This is a genomic window from Burkholderia sp. AU39826 (assembly GCF_020419965.1).
Taxonomy (GTDB): domain Bacteria; phylum Pseudomonadota; class Gammaproteobacteria; order Burkholderiales; family Burkholderiaceae; genus Burkholderia; species Burkholderia semiarida.
The window spans coordinates 178,910-192,560 of the sequence record NZ_JAIZQG010000001.1 but is presented as its reverse complement, the minus strand read 5'-3'; the positions used below and the strand labels follow the sequence as shown (position 1 = coordinate 192,560).

12 protein-coding genes are annotated in these 13,651 nt (G+C 65.5%); 6 read left to right on the top strand and 6 right to left on the bottom strand.

Features of this window, described 5'->3' with window-relative positions; all coding sequences use genetic code 11:
- Positions 1–29 precede the first annotated feature (29 nt).
- Positions 30–902 (bottom strand): NAD(P)-dependent oxidoreductase, encoded by an 873-nt coding sequence (locus tag LGM42_RS00940; RefSeq protein WP_060310786.1) that lies wholly within the window; start codon positions 900–902, stop codon positions 30–32.
- Positions 903–1,045: 143 nt separating this feature from the next.
- On the opposite strand from LGM42_RS00940, the gene LGM42_RS00935 reads away from it, so the two are divergent.
- Positions 1,046–1,954: a LysR family transcriptional regulator gene (locus LGM42_RS00935; RefSeq protein WP_060310785.1), complete on the top strand. Its 909-nt coding sequence runs from the start codon at positions 1,046–1,048 to the stop codon at positions 1,952–1,954.
- A gap of 160 nt (positions 1,955–2,114) precedes the next feature.
- Here the strand turns inward: LGM42_RS00935 and LGM42_RS00930 are convergent, their stop codons facing one another.
- Both LGM42_RS00930 and LGM42_RS00925 read right to left on the bottom strand, forming a co-directional pair.
- Positions 2,115–3,209 carry a potassium channel family protein gene (locus LGM42_RS00930; protein WP_226231324.1) on the bottom strand — a complete coding sequence of 365 codons (1,095 nt, stop codon included), beginning with the start codon at positions 3,207–3,209 and terminating at the stop codon, positions 2,115–2,117.
- A 60-nt stretch (positions 3,210–3,269) separates the two neighbouring features.
- The gene (locus LGM42_RS00925; RefSeq protein WP_060310784.1) at positions 3,270–4,604 is read right to left on the bottom strand and encodes an NAD(P)/FAD-dependent oxidoreductase; all 1,335 of its coding nucleotides are present in this window, start codon (positions 4,602–4,604) and stop codon (positions 3,270–3,272) included.
- Between the two features lie 200 nt (positions 4,605–4,804).
- Here LGM42_RS00925 and LGM42_RS00920 point away from each other — a divergent pair, with 200 nt between their 5' ends.
- The gene (locus LGM42_RS00920; RefSeq protein WP_059639643.1) at positions 4,805–5,452 is read left to right on the top strand and encodes a hypothetical protein; all 648 of its coding nucleotides are present in this window, start codon (positions 4,805–4,807) and stop codon (positions 5,450–5,452) included.
- Between the two features lie 175 nt (positions 5,453–5,627).
- Here LGM42_RS00920 and LGM42_RS00915 read toward each other — a convergent pair whose 3' ends face one another.
- Positions 5,628–5,837, bottom strand: coding sequence for a hypothetical protein (locus LGM42_RS00915; protein WP_059584925.1), 210 nt, complete (start codon positions 5,835–5,837; stop codon positions 5,628–5,630).
- 475 nt (positions 5,838–6,312) lie between these two features.
- On the opposite strand from LGM42_RS00915, the gene LGM42_RS00910 reads away from it, so the two are divergent.
- From LGM42_RS00910 to LGM42_RS00895, 4 genes are all read left to right on the top strand, one after another.
- Positions 6,313–7,167: a helix-turn-helix domain-containing protein gene (locus tag LGM42_RS00910; RefSeq protein ID WP_226231323.1), complete on the top strand. Its 855-nt coding sequence runs from the start codon at positions 6,313–6,315 to the stop codon at positions 7,165–7,167.
- A 123-nt stretch (positions 7,168–7,290) separates the two neighbouring features.
- Positions 7,291–8,964, top strand: a complete 1,674-nt coding sequence (locus tag LGM42_RS00905; protein WP_226231322.1) for an ATP-dependent helicase — start codon at positions 7,291–7,293, stop codon at positions 8,962–8,964.
- 191 nt (positions 8,965–9,155) lie between these two features.
- On the top strand, positions 9,156–10,367 hold the full coding sequence (locus tag LGM42_RS00900) for a DUF6402 family protein (RefSeq protein ID WP_226231321.1): 1,212 nt from the start codon (positions 9,156–9,158) through the stop codon (positions 10,365–10,367).
- A gap of 26 nt (positions 10,368–10,393) precedes the next feature.
- Complete coding sequence (locus LGM42_RS00895; protein ID WP_226231320.1) at positions 10,394–10,765, top strand: hypothetical protein; 372 nt, start codon at positions 10,394–10,396, stop codon at positions 10,763–10,765.
- 159 nt (positions 10,766–10,924) lie between these two features.
- On the opposite strand, the gene LGM42_RS00890 is transcribed toward LGM42_RS00895, so the two are convergent.
- Both LGM42_RS00890 and LGM42_RS00885 read right to left on the bottom strand, forming a co-directional pair.
- Entirely contained in the window at positions 10,925–12,484 is a 1,560-nt protein-coding gene (locus tag LGM42_RS00890; RefSeq protein WP_226231319.1) for a methyl-accepting chemotaxis protein, read from the bottom strand.
- 146 nt (positions 12,485–12,630) lie between these two features.
- Positions 12,631–13,629 (bottom strand): quinone oxidoreductase family protein, encoded by a 999-nt coding sequence (locus LGM42_RS00885; RefSeq protein WP_060310782.1) that lies wholly within the window; start codon positions 13,627–13,629, stop codon positions 12,631–12,633.
- Between the last annotated feature and the right edge of the window lie 22 nt (positions 13,630–13,651).

The window sequence follows — 13,651 nt, the reverse complement described above, 5'->3', positions numbered from 1 at the left end:
AGCGGGATCGTGGCGCGGGCGGCCCGGCCTCAGGCCGGGTCGAGGAAGTCGACGATGCGGTTGAAGTCCTCGCCGTCGGCGACGGATGCCTCGCTGGCGGCCCACACGCGCGCCGCCTCGCGCGCCACCGGCGCGACGCTGTCGAACTGGTCGAGCAGGCCCAGCGCGAGCCGCACGTCCTTGCGCATCAGCTTCATCGTGAAACCGGAATCGAATTTGCCGTTGAAGATCCAGGTCGGGTAGTTGGTCAGCGTCGCGCTGTTGCGGCCGGAGCCGCCGTTGAGCGCCTCGACCAGCTTTTCCGGATCGACGCCGGCCGCGCGCGCGGTGCGCACCGCCTCGCTGGCGGCCAGCAGGTGCACGCCGGTCAGCAGGTTGTTGAGCAGCTTGGTGACGTGGCCGGCGGCCACCGGGCCCACATGCACGCGCTTGGCGCTGATCACCGCGAGGATCGGCTCGATGGCCGCGATATCGCTGTCCGAGCCGCCCAGCACCATCGTCATGGTGGCGGTGGCCGCGCCCTTCGGGCCGCCGCTCACCGGGCCGTCGACGAAGCCGATGCCGCGCTCGGCCAGCGCCGCCGCCACGCGCCGCGTGCTGTCCGGATCGGCCGTGGTGGTGTCGATCACGATCGTGCCCGGTCTCGCGCTCTCGAGCACGCCGCCCGCGCCCAGCACCACCGCCTCGACCACCGCCGAGGTCGGCAGCGACAGCAGCAGCACGTCGGCGTCGCGCGCGATCCCGGCCACCGAATCGCGCGCCGACAGTACCGCCTGTTCGGCCAGCGCGAGCGCCACGCCGGGCGCCGCGTCGTAGCCGAGCACCGTGTAGCCGCCGCGCCGCAGCGAGCCCGCCATGCCGCGCCCCATGTTGCCCAGACCGATCACGCCCACCGTTTTCATCCGACGACTCCCGATAGCTGTTGGTTCGAGGCCGGCGCGCCAGCTTGCGCCCGCCTTGCATGACCACGATGTTCGGCCCGGCGATCCGTATAATCAATCAACGCCAATATTGAGATTGTTCTCTTTTTTAGAACGCCAGGATCATGAGCGATACCCTGACCGACAGCCGCATCGTCTATTTCTACGAGGCCGTGCGCTGCGGCACGATCCGCGCCGCGGCCGATTGGCTCGACGTGGCGCCCTCGGCGGTGAGCCGCCAGATCGGGTTGCTGGAGAAGGAGCTCGACGCCACCCTGGTGGAGCGCCACGCGCGCGGCGTGACGCCCACCGAAGCGGGACGCTGCGTGATCGAGTATTTCCGCGAGCAGCTCGCGCACCGCGACGACCTGATCTCGCGTCTGCAGGAACTGCGCGGGCTCAAGACCGGCGAGGTCAGCCTGGTGCTCGGCGAGGGCTTCGTCTCGGATCTGCTGGCCGGGCCGATGCAGCAGTTCTGCCGGCAGTTCCCGGGGATCCGCGTCAACCTCGACGTGGGCAGCACCAACGACGTGATCCGCAAGATCTCGAACGACGAGGGCGAGATCGGCCTGGTGTACAACCCGCCGGCCGAGCCCAAGGTGGTGTCGCGCGCGTCGAAGCGGCAGCCGATGATGGCGATCGTCGGCCCCGATTTCCCGCGCCGCACCCACAAGGTGCTGACGGTGCAGCAGCTCGCCACCTACCCGCTGGCGGCCACTCACCCGTCCTACGGTACGCGGCAGATGATGGAGGCCGTCGAATACGCCGAGCGTGTGCGGCTCACGCCGGTCGTCACCACGAATTCCTTCGCGATCCTGAAGGAGTTCGTGAAATCCGGGCTCGGTATTTCGGTGATGCCGGCCTTCGCGGTGACGGCCGAACTGCAGGCCAAGGAGTTGTTCGCGATCGAGATCGCGCATCCGATCCTCGAGAACGCCGAAGCGCACATGGTCACGCGCGTGGGCCGCAAGCTCTCGGTGGCCGCCAACAAGATGCTGCAGATGATGACGGGGCAGATGCGGGCGTTTCGTTAGCGGGGGCTGCTCGTACGCCGTCCGGCGACGCGAGGCCGGGCTTGGAGACGGTTTCCCCAAGACCGCTGATTCCGCTGCAAGGTGTTCCGGCAGATCACAGCTGCAGCCGAATTCGAGAAAGGCTTCATGGTCATGGGCACATGACCAAAGTCAAACGCCGTCAAACATCCGGATCCTGAATCCGCGCCGACTGAATCACCACCAGCGTATCGCCCGCCTCGATCCTGCACGGCGGATCCTCGTAAAACGAATAGATCTTCCCGCAGCGATCGAGCCCGACCACGATCGCGCCCGGCACCACGTTCGTCAGGCAGCCGATCTCATGCGGCAACGCCTCGCGCTCCAGCAGCGTCGCGCGCCCGCGCGTCGACAGCATGTCGTTCACGAACGGCACGATGTAGCGGCTGTGGACCGCATCCGCGAGCAACAGCGCGCCGATCTTCGTCGATGACACGATCACGTCCGCGCCCGCCTGCCGCAATTGCCGCTGGTACAGGTTCTCCTGGATCCGCACGACGATCTTCGTATCGGGCGCGATGCTGCGCACCGACAGCGTCAGCAGGATCGCGGTCGGATCGTCGGTCACCGAAATGATCACGGCCTTCGCCGCGCGCACCTGCGCCTGCTGCAGCAGATCCTCGTGCGCCGGATCGCCGAGCAATCCGGTCACGCCGAGCGACGTCGCCGCCTCGAGGGCCTGCTGCTGCGAATCGATCACGATGATCGTCGCCGGATCGACGCCGCTTTCCAGCAACTCGCGCACCGCGATCGATCCCGACAGGCCATAACCGCACACGACGATGTGATCGGACAGTTGCTTCTGCAGGCGTTTCATGCGGAATTCCTCGATGACGCGCTGGATCACGAACTGATACGCCGTGCCCAGGAAAATGAACCAGATGCCGATACGGATCGGCACGATGAAGAACGCATCGAGCAGGCGCGCGCGCGCCGTGACGGGCACGATATCGCCGTAGCCGACCGTCGCGACCGTGACCATCGTGAAGTACACGAGATCGGCCACCGTCATCGGCGTGCTCTTGGTCGAATCGCGCAGGCCGTCGCGATCGAGATACAGCACGAGGAACGCAAGCGTGCACAACAGCACGACCGCGCCGAGACGGAACAGCAGCGTGCGCCGCGGCGACGTCGCCGGGCGCGTGAACAGCGTGCGCGCGCGCGGCGCCTGCCACGGGTTGCGGGCGCAACGCAGGCGCATGCGCAACGAGCGGCGCTGATCGGATGGCGTGGCCAACGGGGAATCTCCTGAAGGATGCGGGCTCGATTCTACGACGGGAACGCACGCGCGCAGCCGTCACAGCATGCTGCGCGGCCGCACCATCGTCCCGTCGACGAAACGCCGCGCGCGAAACGCCGACAGGTCGAGCGACGGCGCGCCCGTGTCGATCCATTCGGCGAGCAGCCGGCCGACGATCGGCCCCATCGCGAAACCGTGCCCGCAGAACCCCGTCGCGATCGCGAGCCCCGACGGCGTACCCGGTGCATCGATCACCGGGATGCCGTCGGGCAGCACGTCGATCAGGCCGGCCCACGCCTCGACGATCTGCGCATCCTTCAGCGCAGGAAAGATCGCCTTGAGCTTCGCGAGCGCGCGCGGCGCATGCGCGCGATTCGGCTGCGGCTGCGGATCGCGCGGCTCGATCGGCCCCGTCGCGCCGCCGATGCGCGCGAGCACGTCGCGCCATGCGGACGCATTCAGGTGCAGCCGGAATTTGTCGCGTTGCGACCAGAATTGCGGCCAGAAGAGGCTCAACCCGCGCAGGTGGCCAAGCGTCAGATCGACGTCGACCTGCATGTCGTCGGCAAGATTGATCGCGCCGTTCGTGCGCTGCCGGATGCCGAGACCATGGCCCCACATCGTCGCCGCGGACACCGGCGGAACCACGTTGGTGCGCATGCAGGTGCCGCGCACGGCCTGCTGCGGCAGCCGGATGCCGACGCCGTCGAGCAGCCGGAAACTGGTCGCGCCGGCCGCGCAGATCACGCGCCGCGTGCGGATCGCGCCGCGCTCGGTCGCGACGCCGACGACCGCGCCGCCAGCCGTCTCGATCGCCGTCACGCCGCAGCCTTCGAAGAAACGCGCGCCCGCCTCGGTCGCGCGCGCCGCGAATGCGGCGGCCACGCGACGCGGCTCGGCCTGCCCGTCGGTCGCCGTATACAAGCCGCCGAGGGTACGGGCCTGCGCCGACAGCCCGCTCACGCGTTCGTCGATCTGGGCGCGCGTCAGCGTGCGCGTGTCGAGCCCGTGTTCGCGCGCCACGGTGAGCCACGCCTGGAACGACGCCCAGTCGTCTTCGTTGTCCGCCATATAGAGGCAGCCGCCCTGCCGCCATTCGAGATCGAAGCCGAGCGCCTGCTCCAGACCTTCCCAGATCCGCATGCCGGCCATCATCAGCGGCACTTCGGCGGACTCGCGCCCCTGTTGCCGCACGAAGCCCCACGCGCGCGTCGATTGCTGGCCGGCGATGCGCGACTTGTCGAGCACGACGGCTTTCAGGCCGCGCAGGCCGAGGTAGTAAGCGGCCGCGCAGCCCATGATGCCGGCGCCGGCGATCACGACGTCGGCTTCGGTCGGAAACGCCGTTTCGGCGTGGGTCAATGCGTCGTGCAGCGGATAGGTGGTGGTCATTGTTCTCTGTCGGGAATCGGTGCATGGCCGGCAAAGCTTATCGCGGCAACGTCATCCGATGAAGCGAGCGCCGCGCAACGATCCCGGGCGCCTTGCGCATCCGCACACGCGTCTTTCCGGCCGTCCCCGTTTTTTCGGCTTGACGCCCCCGGATCGTCACGCGACGATACTGGATATCCATACAGTATCGTCGCAGCAAAATGATCCTCCCCCCATTCGATCCGCCCAAGCTGAACGACCTCACCGAATGGTGGACGCAGTGCACCTACGCGGACGTCCAGCGTCTGATACTCGAAGTGCAGCACCTCCGCCTGACGCTGTGGGAGTTGAAAGCCCACGTCGCGGACGCATCGCGCCGCATCCGTGTGCTCGATCCGGACATGCTCGCGCATGGGTCCGCGCTTCGGCGGCTCGGCTACCTGCTCGACAAGGAGATCGAGCGCGCCAATCCGATCGGGCGCACGCGCGACGTGTATGCGCCGTTTTCGGACGAGTGGCGGGCTCGCGCGGCACTGCGCTGCGCATTGCGCGGGCAGCCCGAGCCGGCCGACGCAGGCACGCTGCCGCGCACGATTCCGGAATTTCAGCGCATCACCTGGGCCGAGCTTCGCGATCGCTGGCGTCACCTGAGCGACAGGAAATCGAATCGGCAGAACGTCGAGCAACGGATGGTGCTCGAGATCGCCCGTCAGCGAACCGTGATCCTCGCGCGGGCGCGCAAGCTGGTCGACGCCGCGATCGCCGAGGCGGCGGCAGAGGGAAACCGGTTATTCGCGCTGGATCAGCTCCAGCGGCTCCTGGCGGTCGAGCGGGAGGACGGCGAGCCGTTCATGTACATGCCGCCGTAGCGCGAACGCCGTGAACGACGGTCTGCATGCACAAAGTGGACATTCGCAGCCTCCAATCGCGTTGCCTTCGGACGATCGATACCTCACGACGGGAGCCGTCAATCTACGAATTTCCGGGGGCATTCGCAATATTCAGGCAGGAATTCCGGCCGTTCGGGGCGCCGCACGCGCTGCACTACGCATAGCGGCTCAGCCATTCTTCGGAGAATCGTTTCGCGTACGCGACGGCCTCGGCTTCGGTGTCGAATTCACCCAGCTTGCGGAACGCGGCTTCACGGCTGAAACCCACCTTCGTGACCTCGACCTGCGCGGCGTATTTGCCGGCCTCCGTCACGCGCGGCTCGCAGTTCATCTCGTAGCCGCGCATCAAGAATTTCTTCTGCATCGGTTCAACACTTTTTTGAGACGGCGAAATCGTAGCACGCAGCGCCGCGGGCGCCAAAAAATGTATCCGCGCTGGTTTCACTAGAAGAAACCATCGATTGTTCGTCCTGCAGGTGCTTCGGCCGTTCGCCGCGCGATATCCTCGGAACATCCCGGCCGGACGTGATCGCGCCCTGCGTTGGTGCGTCGCGTTGCGATTACCTGCCGCCTCGTGGGGAATCACACGCCGGCCCATGGGAATGCAGCCCAAAGGTGCCGAACGCACCGTCGCGCGCACGCGCCGACGCAGGCCCGGCGTAACTTCATGACACACCTTTCACACAAACGCACCTTTCACCACACTGAATGACGACCATTTTGCGGTAAAGTTATCTTTTCCGTGCGTGGCCGGTCGGCTCGCCATTGGACGTCATGAAGACTGTCCGCCGAGACTGCCGCAAGGCGTCGTTCTGAACGTCACGATCCGTTCCCGTAGCATGACCACTGAAGCAATCACCACGGATTCCCTCGCGGTTGCCGAGCGCGTGCGCGAGCTGATGACCCGCAACGGCATCGGCAAGCGCCAGCAGACTACCGAGCTGTGCCGCATCCTCGATCTGAGTTTCTCCCAAGGCCACCGCAAACTGCGCGGCAGCAGCCCCTGGACGCTCGCGCAGATCAAGAAAGTCGCCGAAGCGTACGGCGAACCCGCCGCCCAGCTGTTCGGCGCGCAAACGCTCGACCCGGGCATGGTCGGCGCCTATAGCCAGGAAGCCGTCCTGTATGCGGGCGTCGCCGAGATTCCATGCACCGCCTGGATCGGCGCGCCGCTCGAAGCCGGCGCGCGCCCCGAGTTCGTCGCGTACGAACAGAACGGCCGCTGGCGCGTGCTGCGCCATACCGGCGTGCTGTACCAGAACGCATACGACGTGCACAAGATCGAGATCTATCCGCGCCGCGCGGAAAGCGACAAGCTCGTCGTCGCGGTAATCGACCCCGATCGTGTCAGCGCAAACGAGCTGTGCCGCTATCTCGAACGGCAGGGTTTCGCGACGGCCGCGTTCGACGGTCTCGCGGCATTCGTCGACGCGCTGCAGGGCCAGGCTTTCGACGCAGTCCTGACCGAATGGCTGTTCGACGACGGCACGGCCGCCACCGCGATCAAGGCCGTGCGCACGTCCGACAACCCGGGCGCGCCGGTTTTCGTGCTGACGGGCGCCCTGCTCACCGGCCGCGCGAGCGAAGCCGACATCAGCGAAGTGATCCGCGCGTTCGATGTGGTGTGCTACGAAAAGCCCGCGCGCATGGCGATCCTCAGCGCCGATCTCGCGAAGCGGCTCGCGCGCGGCTGACGTTCGCCGGGCCGGCCGCCCGTCGAACGGCCAACGCCCGCGCGGCGCCGCGGGCATGAACCGGTTCCTCAGTACAATAGCCGCACCCGTTCACGCCCACGCCGGCATCCGCCGCCCGACGCCATGGCCCGCCTCATCCCCGACGACTGGAAAAGCCTCGCCGCGACCGGCGCGGCCGAACGCGAGCGCGAAACGCTCGCCGCGCTCGAACACGCGCTGCCCGACAGCTACACCGTGTATCACGGCGTCCACTGGACGCGCGCCGATCAGGCGTTTTCGGTATTCGGCGAAGCCGCGTTCGTCGTCGTGAGCCCGGCCGGCCGCGTGCTGCTGATCGAGCAGAAGGCCGGCTTCCTGCGCGAGACCCCGAAAGGGCTCGTGAAGGTCTACCTGCAAAAGGAGCGCAACGTCCCGATCCAGCTCGCACGCACGCAGGAGACGCTGCACCGGCGCCTGACGGCCGCGCTCGGCGCGGGCGTCTACGGCGTCGAGGCGCTGCTGTACTGCCCCGACTACTCGATCCGCGACGCGTCGATCGCCGGCGTCGCGCCCGAGCGCATCGTCGATGCGTCGCGCAAGACGCAGCTCGCGCAAGTGATCCTGCAGATCCTGCCCGAGGACGACGAACACTTTCCGAACGCGCCGAAGCTCCACCATTTCCTCGCGGACGAGCTCGCGCTCACGCCCGACACGAGCGCGCTCGTCGGGCAGGCCGGCACGCTCGTCACCCGGCTGTCGGGCGGGCTCGCCGCATGGGCGCGCCAGCTCGACTTCGCGCCGTTCCGGCTGCGCGTGACCGGCACGGCCGGCTCGGGCAAGACCCAGCTCGCGGTCCAGGTGATGCGCGACGCCGTCGCGGCCGGCAAGCGCGTGCTGTATGTGTGCTTCAACCGGCCGCTCGCCGACTACATCGCGCGCATCGCGCCGCCCGGCGCGAAGATCGCGAACTACCATCAGCTGTGCGACTGGGTCGCGCGCGATGGCGGCTATACGCCCGACTTCCAGGCGCCCGGCGAATTCGAACGGCTCGAGGCGCGTTTCGCGCAAGCGCCGATCCCCGAGCGCTGGCGCTTCGACGTGCTGGTCGTCGACGAAGGGCAGGATTTCCACGCACCGTGGGCGGCCGCGCTGGAGCGCCTGCTGGCGCCGGACGGCGCATGGTGGTGGCTGGAAGATCCGCTGCAGAACCTGTACATGCGCGAACCCGTCGCGCTGCCTGGCTGGGTCACGCTGAAGGCGCTCACGAATTACCGCAGCCCGCGCGACCTGCTCGAATTCGTGCGCGACGTCGTCGGCCGCGTCGAGCCGCTCGCGGCCGAACTGCGCTCGGGCAGCCCGTTCGACGGCTCCGAACCGTCGGTGTCGGCCTACGGCGAAGACGGCGCGTCGGACGACGCATTGGCGCAAGCCTGCATCGATGCGACCAAGCGCGCGATCACGCATGCGTTGTCGCTCGGCTTCCGCAAGCAGGACATCGCGGTGCTGTCGTACCGCGGCCGCGAAGGCTCGGTGCTTGCGCCGCTCGACCAGCTCGGCCCGCACCGGATCAAGCGCTTCACCGGCAAGTACGACTTGTTCGGCAATCCCGAGTATCGCGAAGGCGACGTGCTGCTCGATTCGATCTACCGCTTCAAGGGTCAGTCGGCGCCGTGCGTGATCCTCACGGAAGTCGACTTCGACACGCTCGACGCGCGTGCCGCGCGCAAGCTGTTCGTCGGCGCGACGCGCGCGACGATGAAGCTGCTGATCGTCGCGTCGTCGCGCGCGGCCGCGCAACTCGCGGACGCGGCGGGTTGACGCGGCGGGCGGGCGAACGCACGCCCTGGACTAACTTCGACATCGTGGCCGTTGACACAATCGGGCACATTTCCCGACGCCCCGCACCCTTGCCCACGCTCGTTTCAACCTGTTTCGGCAATCCCTGACGCTTTGTCCGCTTGCAGCCGGCCGCTACGATGCCAGGCCATTCGTTGCACGCGGAATATTCGATGGCCGACGTAAAAAAGCTGCCTTACTACGAACCGAAAAAGGGATTGTTCGGATCGGAGTTGAAGGAATACAAGGGTTCCCGAGGGTGTGTCCCGCTCGATACGCAAAGGAGCGTATCGATCGACCGGCTTGCACCGGGGGAAAAGCCGCCGCCGCCCAAAGCGATTTCCAGGCCTTCGATTGCTCCGGAGCCTCCTGCATCACCTCAACCGCCGCCGCAAGCCGATCAGGCGATAACCAAACGACCGCAGACGCAGGCGGAATCGGAGGTTTGCGAAAATCCGCCCCCTTTCGATCTCCAGGACGTGCCAATCGCGATGGACAATCTGGGCTGGAAGGTTTCGGCCAGGCTTGCGCGGATCTGGTTCGCGGGCGCTGCGCATGTTTACAACGACGATCCAACGTCAGCCCAGCCGCTGAATGACGATGACGTTACCCTCGAATGGATTTTGAAATTCGGAAATGTCAGAAAAAAGTACAATAAACTTCTCGCGAGCGATATCTACAGCGAACGTTCCATACGAACAGCATCAGATATCACCAAGTCTTTTGTCAAAGAGCTCTTTTTAGAAAGAAATTCTACGTTCAACTTCAACACCGCCTCATTCACAAGAAATTTGCATAAATTTCACAACGACTGGCAATTCCAGCTATCGAAAATAGGAAATTGGGACACCCTGGAGAACCTTTCCCCAACGGATCTCACGGGGGCGCTGGCCAATTTCAACATTTATGCAGCCATTGGAAATGTTGAAATTTCAAGCGAAAAATACTTCAAATATGAAAAATCAGGTACGCTTTACTGCCTAAGCGCCACGGGTAGAATCACGCATATATATGTTTACGTGAAAGACAACTACTCATTCAACGGAAAACAATATTTAGGCCACTGGAACAAACATGGCGTCATCATCGCCCCGGGGTCAATTCTTACAGGATCAAGCTCGCCAAAACGAGAATCCGACATTGACATTTGGTCAAAAAACATCAACAAACCTGTCGACACACGAAGAAGTATATTAGGAAAATTCAAGACGTCCGATGTTTATTTTCCAATCCATAATGCAGACTACAGTCGATGGCGAGAAAGACATCACAGGGGCAGGGACTTCATGATATATTCGAATCCAGTTTATTTGAAACTGAAGAAACCGATCGATCTTGATCTTGGTGAAATATGCAGAATAGAGCCATCAGATACATTGGCTTAGCCATTGTCATTTACGTATGCGCAGGTTTGATCGTTCATTTCAATCGCCCCGCCTATGGACGGTGTGACTTCTATGATCGCCCGGAGACATTAGATGGCGGTATAAAAAACATGAATGGCGTTTGGTACCGATTCAAGCTGTGCGGCACCGGCGGAAATGATCAGGACGCGACGAATGACAACATTGAGCTAAGAGTGTTTAGTGAAAAGGGCGAGCTTCTTGCAAAGCGATATTTCTCCGTCAACTGGCATCATGGAGAAAGCTCTCACCCGCCTCTGGGTTACGAGGGCAATCTGGTACGCTATATCGACTTGGCCGATGAATCGAATTACAAAAAACATCTGATGATTCCGCCCTCCAAGTGGGATTGGCTTCGTGCCAGACTACCTTTGTTTTAAAGGTTGCACATCAAATTTTGATTTACAAAAAACAAAGCCCCGGTAGCGGGGCTTTGTTTCTCAACAGACTGCTCGCTCGATCATACGACGATAGCATCGACCCACCCGTGAAACAGGTCGCATCAGCCGACAGATCCGCTGCGATTCACCTCTCCCTGCTCAAGCCACCCGGAACGCCCCCACCGCACGCCGCAACCCATCCGCCTGTTCCTCGAGCGACGCGGCCGCGGCCGCCGCCTGCTCGACGAGCGCCGCGTTCTGCTGCGACACCTGATCCATCTGCGACACCGCGCGGTTCACCTGCTCGATCCCGTCGCGCTGCTCGCTCGAGGCGGCCGCGATCTCCGTCATGATGCCCGTCACGCGGCCGATCGCCTGCTGGATGTCCTGCATCGTCGCGCCGGCCGTACTGACGAGCCGCGAGCCCGTCGCGACACGCTCGACCGATTCGCCGATCAGCGTGCGGATTTCCTTCGCCGCGGACGCCGAGCGCTGCGCCAGCGTACGCACCTCGCCCGCGACCACCGCGAAGCCGCGGCCCTGCTCGCCCGCCCGCGCGGCTTCGACCGCCGCATTCAGCGCGAGAATGTTGGTCTGGAACGCGATTCCCTCGATCGTGCCGATGATGTCGGCGACCTTCTGCGAGCTCTGGTCGATCTCGTTCATCGTGCCGATCACCTCGCCGACGACCGTCGCGCCGCGCGTCGCGATCTCGCTCGCACTGTCCGCGCAGGCCTGCGCCTCGAGCGCGTGGTCGGCATTCTGCTTCACGGTCGCCGTCAGTTGCTCCATGCTCGCGGCCGTCTGCTGCAGCGCCGACGCCTGTTCCTCGGTGCGCTGCGACAGGTCGGTGTTGCCGGCCGCGATCTGGTGCGTCGCCGTCGAAATCGCCTCGGAACCCTGGCTGACCTGGCGCACCGTGTCCGCGAGGCTGCGCTGCATGCCCGTCACGCCCTTGACCAGTTCGGCCATCTCGTCGCGCGACGACCAGCGCAGTTCCGACGTGAGATCGCCGTCCGACAGCCGGCGGAAATGCGACAGCAGGCGATTCACCGGTTGCGTGATCGCGAAATGCAGGCCGATCGCGCAGCCGAGGCATGCGGCCAGCCCGAATGCGATGCCCGCGATCGCGCCGATGCGCATCCAGCCGTAATAGGTCTGCGCGGTGTCGTACACGTCCTTGCCGCGTGCCGCCTGGTACGCATCGAGCGCGTCGGTCGCCTGCGTGAGCGCGACCGACAGCGGCGGCGCGACCGTCATCAGCAACCGGTCGGCTTCGTCGCGCCGCCCTTCGCGGATCGCATCGATCATCGGCTTCAGCGCCTGCCCGATCAGCGCCTGGCGCGCGGCATCGAGGCGGCTCGCGAGCGGGCCCTCGTCGCCGTCGTGCGGCATCGCCGCGTAGTTGCGCCATGCCGTGTCGGCCTTCGCGAGATAGCCCTCGGCCTTCTTCACGAGATCGGGAACCTCCGCCGCGTCCGGATGCAGCAGGGCACGGTCGAGCGTCGTGCGCACGATCGTCAGGTTCAGGCTCGCCGCGGACAGCGCGGTCTTCGCCGCCAGTTGTCGCGTATAGGCCTCGTCGAGGGCGCGATTGGAACTCTGCATGCCCGCGAGGCCGATCAGCCCCGACACGACGAGCAGCACGGCGACGAGGCCGAGCGTGGAGAAAATCCGCGTACGGATCGAGAAACGGGAAAACAGGGCGTTCAGGTTCATGACGGCACGTGAGCGATGAAAAATGCCGCGGCAATCGGTCCGCGGCCCTCTGTATTACGGTTTGCCTGCACAAAACTTGAGTCCGTCCCTGCTTCGCGGCTGATCGTCGTCAATTTTTCGGGCAGGCAAGCCGCCCGCGCCCGCCGTCACGCCAGCAGCACGACGCCGCCCGTGGTCGCGCGCGACTCCAGCAACCGGTGAGCATCGGCCGCCTGCTCCAGCGGCAGCCGCGCGCCGATCTCGACGTGCATCCCGCCCGCCAGCCGGTCGAGCGTCGCGCGCGCGGCGTCGCGATACGCGCCGACGTCGCGCGCGATGAAGCCGAGCACGCTCGGCCGCGCGAGCGCGATCGAACGCGCCGGGCCCAACTCGTCGAGATCGAACGTCTGTCGCGCGCCGATCGCGGCCACCTGCCCGATGCTCGCGACCATCCCGAACGGACGAATCGCCCCGAGCGTGCGGGTCAGCACGTCGCCGCCGATGCCGTCGATCGCGTAGTCGACGCCCGCACCGCCGCCGAACGCACGCGCCGCCGCGACGAAATCCTCCTCGCGATAATCGACCACCGCTTCGGCGCCGTGCGTGCGCACGAGCGCGGCCTTCGCGGCCGAGCCGACGGTGCCGATCACCCGCGCGCCGAGCGCACGCGCCCATTGCGTCGCCAGCAGTCCGACGCCGCCGGCCGCCGCATGCACGAGCACCGTATCGCCGGCGCCGACCTGCCGCACGCGATGCAGCAGCATGTACACCGTGATCCCCTTCAGCAGCCCGGCGGCAGCGGCTTCGTCGCTCAGGCCGTCTGGAATCGGCAGTACGCGCTCGGCCGGCATCGTGCGCAGGCTCGCATAGCTGCCGGTCGGCATGCCGGCATAGGCGACGCGCCGACCGGGCACGAGATCCGGCACGCCCGGCCCGACCGCGTCGATCACGCCGGCCGCCTCGACGCCGAGCGCCGCCGGCAGCGCAGGCAATGCATGCGCGCCCGTTCTGAAATAGATGTCGACGAAATTCACGCCGATGGCGGTCTGGCGAATCCGCACTTCGCCGGCGCCGGGCGGCGCGACGGGCGCATCGACGCGGCGCAGCACGTCGGCGTCGCCGTAACGGTCGATCCCGATCTGGATGGCTTGGGTGGTTTGGGACATGACGTTCCTCGCTGTCGAATGA

Bases quoted from the DNA above. Each gene is read 5' to 3' on its own strand.
- LGM42_RS00910 (WP_226231323.1), top strand. From the start codon at position 6,313: ATGACCACTGAAGCAATCACCACGGATTCCCTCGCGGTTGCCGAGCGC.
- LGM42_RS00920 (WP_059639643.1), top strand. From the start codon at position 4,805: ATGATCCTCCCCCCATTCGATCCGCCCAAGCTGAACGACCTCACCGAA.
- LGM42_RS00905 (WP_226231322.1), top strand. From the start codon at position 7,291: ATGGCCCGCCTCATCCCCGACGACTGGAAAAGCCTCGCCGCGACCGGC.
- LGM42_RS00885 (WP_060310782.1), bottom strand. From the start codon at position 13,629: ATGTCCCAAACCACCCAAGCCATCCAGATCGGGATCGACCGTTACGGC.
- LGM42_RS00940 (WP_060310786.1), bottom strand. From the start codon at position 902: ATGAAAACGGTGGGCGTGATCGGTCTGGGCAACATGGGGCGCGGCATG.
- LGM42_RS00935 (WP_060310785.1), top strand. From the start codon at position 1,046: ATGAGCGATACCCTGACCGACAGCCGCATCGTCTATTTCTACGAGGCC.
- LGM42_RS00925 (WP_060310784.1), bottom strand. From the start codon at position 4,604: ATGACCACCACCTATCCGCTGCACGACGCATTGACCCACGCCGAAACG.
- LGM42_RS00900 (WP_226231321.1), top strand. From the start codon at position 9,156: ATGGCCGACGTAAAAAAGCTGCCTTACTACGAACCGAAAAAGGGATTG.
- LGM42_RS00915 (WP_059584925.1), bottom strand. From the start codon at position 5,837: ATGCAGAAGAAATTCTTGATGCGCGGCTACGAGATGAACTGCGAGCCG.
- LGM42_RS00890 (WP_226231319.1), bottom strand. From the start codon at position 12,484: ATGAACCTGAACGCCCTGTTTTCCCGTTTCTCGATCCGTACGCGGATT.